Raw genomic sequence first — 2,456 nt, forward strand, 5'->3', positions numbered from 1 at the left:
GCCGTCGAGACCGGTCACACCGACACCGACGACTCCTTGGACGCCAAATCCGATCGGGCGGCCGCAGGATGCGTGGCTGGCCACGTGGAGCCGGGCGGACGCCGCTGTGACGCTGCCGGTGGAGCCGGTGGAGTTCGCGGGTGCGCTGGCGTCCTTGTTGCGGAAGAAGAGGCTGCTGAGCGCCTAGGAGGGGGTGGGGCGCGGCTCTCGTGCGCGAGTGCGGGCCGGTGGGGGCCGTTCGCGCAGTTCCCCGCGCCCCTTCGGGGCGCGTCACAGCGCCGCTGGCTGCACTCTCGCCGCGTCTGCCGGTGGGGTGGCCTGGGTGGTGTTGACGAGGGCGCTGCCCTTGGTCCAGTCCTTCCAGGTGATGTTCCAGTCGCCGAAGCCGTTGCCGAAGTGCTCCATCTCCTCGCCGTTGGAGTTGACGACCTTCACCAGGTCTCCCGGGCGGACGTTGTCGAAGAACCACTCGGCGTTCGAGGTGCTCATGCCGGTGCAGCCGTGGCTGACGTTCGCGTACCCCTGGGACCCCACCGACCAGGGCGCGGCGTGCACGTACTCCCCCGACCAGGTGACCCGGGTGGCGTAGTAGACCGGCAGGTCGTACGAGTCGGAGGTGCCCTCGGCGATGCCGACCGTGGTGCCGCGCATGCGTACGAAGTACTGCTTCTCCAGGACGACCTTGACGCCGTTGCGGGTCTCGTAGCCCGGTTTGCCGGTGGTGATGGGGATCTGGTCGATCTCCTTGTCGTTCCGGTACACCGTCATCTGGTGGGCGGAGGCGTCCGTGAGGGCGAGGATCTTGTCGCCGGTGGTGAGCTTCAGGGGCGTGGCCGCGCCGCCCCAGAGGCGGTCGCTGATCCGGACGCCGTCCAGGTTGCTGTGCACCTGGATGGTGGCGTGGGCGGGCCAGTAGTCCTTGGGCCGGTAGTGGAGTTCCTTGTCGCTCACCCAGTACCAGGAGCCCTGCACGGCCGGCACGGAGTCGACCCGCAGGGCGCGCTCGACGACGGCGCGCTGGGCCTTGTCCTTCACCGCGTGGTCGAGTTGGGCGGTGACGGGCTGGCCCACGCCGTACTCGCCGTCCTTGGGGCCGAAGGTGACCTTCAGCCGCTGCTGGGTGGTGGGTTTGCTGGTGTCGAAGGTGAGGACCTCGCGGCCGGGGGCGCCGTCCTCGTCCTCGGTGCTGACCTGGACCGTGTAGTGGGCGTTGGCGGCCAGCGGGGAGGTGCTGTGCCAGCGGTGCCCGTCGGCGTCGAGTTCGCCCGCCACGTGGCGACCCGTGGCGTCCTGGGCGGTGACGTCGGTGATCCGGTCGTCGTCGCTCCTGGCGACCACCTCGAGGGGCTTGTCGGGGTCGGCCTGCTTCCCCTTCTCGGTGGGGGTGTTGAAGGAGACCTGGTCCGCCGCGTCGTACGGCTTGGCCGACAGCGGGTTGCCGTCCGAGCTGCATGCGGTGACGCCCGCGCCGAGGGCGGTCACCAGCAGGGTGCAGCTGGCGACGGTACGGGCGCACGGAGAAAGACTCATATTGTCACGCTATGAGATGTTCTCCGGCTCGGCGCGGCAGTTGAGCCGGATGGGGGACGGGCGCTGCGCCGAAGGCGGGAGCCGCCGGAAACAGCGGGAGCCCGGACCCTCCTGACGGAGGGTCCGGGCTCCCGGTGCGCTCGGCGCGTGCCTACTGGGTGCGGTTCTCACCGCGGTAGTACTCGAACACCCAGCCGAAGAGGCCGATCATGATGATGGGCGCCGAGAAGTACAGCAGCCACCAGCCGACGGCGACACCGAGGAAGGCCAGCGCGCCACCGACACCGAGGGCGAGGGGCTGCCAGCTGTGCGGACTGAAGAAGCCGATCTCGCCGGCCTCGTCCGCGACGTCGGCCTCCTTGTTGTCCTGGGCACCGGCGTCCACCCGCGAGGCCGTGAAGCCGAGGTAGAAGCCGATCATGATGCACAGGCCGAAGGCCATGAAGAGCGCCGTGGTACCGGCCGCCTCCTTCGACCACACGCCATAGACGATCGCGATGGCCAGGACGAAGACGGCAAGCCACACGAACAAGCGGCCCTGGATCTTCACTTGCCGGCCTCCTTGCTGCCCGCGACAGCGGCGGCGGCGTGGCCGTGCTCCAACTGCTCCAGGGCGGCGATCTCAGGGTGGTGCAGGTCGAACGCCGGGGATTCGCTGCGGATCCGCGGCAGGGTGAGGAAGTTGTGCCGCGGCGGCGGGCAGGAGGTCGCCCACTCCAGCGAACGGCCGTAACCCCACGGGTCGTCGACCTCGACCTTCTTGCCGTACTTGGCCGTCTTCCACACGTTGTAGAGGAACGGCAGGATCGACAGGCCGAGCAGGAAGGAGCTGATCGACGAGATGGTGTTCAGGGTGGTGAAGCCGTCGGCCGCCAGGTAGTCGGCGTACCGGCGCGGCATGCCCTCGGCGCCCAGCCAGTGCTGCA

Annotated in this window: 2 protein-coding genes and 2 pseudogenes; 1 reads left to right on the forward strand and 3 read right to left on the reverse strand. The window is 69.3% G+C overall.

The features are described from left to right. Nucleotides 1–187 (forward strand): annotated as a pseudogene (locus ABZ646_RS44935) (hypothetical protein); the annotation flags it as partial. Between the two features lie 83 nt (nt 188–270). Here the strand turns inward: ABZ646_RS44935 and ABZ646_RS44940 are convergent. The 3 genes and pseudogenes from ABZ646_RS44940 to ABZ646_RS44950 all read right to left on the reverse strand — a co-directional run. Beyond that, on the reverse strand, nt 271–1,530 hold the full coding sequence (locus ABZ646_RS44940) for an Ig-like domain-containing protein (RefSeq protein ID WP_360533090.1): 1,260 nt from the start codon (nt 1,528–1,530) through the stop codon (nt 271–273). Nucleotides 1,531–1,681: 151 nt separating this feature from the next. After that, the gene (locus ABZ646_RS44945; RefSeq protein WP_360533093.1) at nt 1,682–2,080 is read right to left on the reverse strand and encodes a cytochrome c oxidase subunit 4; all 399 of its coding nucleotides are present in this window, start codon (nt 2,078–2,080) and stop codon (nt 1,682–1,684) included. Beyond that, nucleotides 2,077–2,456, reverse strand: a pseudogene (locus ABZ646_RS44950) (cytochrome ubiquinol oxidase subunit I); the annotation flags it as partial. The gene ABZ646_RS44945 and the pseudogene ABZ646_RS44950, both read right to left, overlap by 4 nt.

Origin of the sequence: Streptomyces sp. NPDC007162 (assembly GCF_040634175.1) — a bacterium.
Taxonomy (GTDB): domain Bacteria; phylum Actinomycetota; class Actinomycetes; order Streptomycetales; family Streptomycetaceae; genus Streptomyces.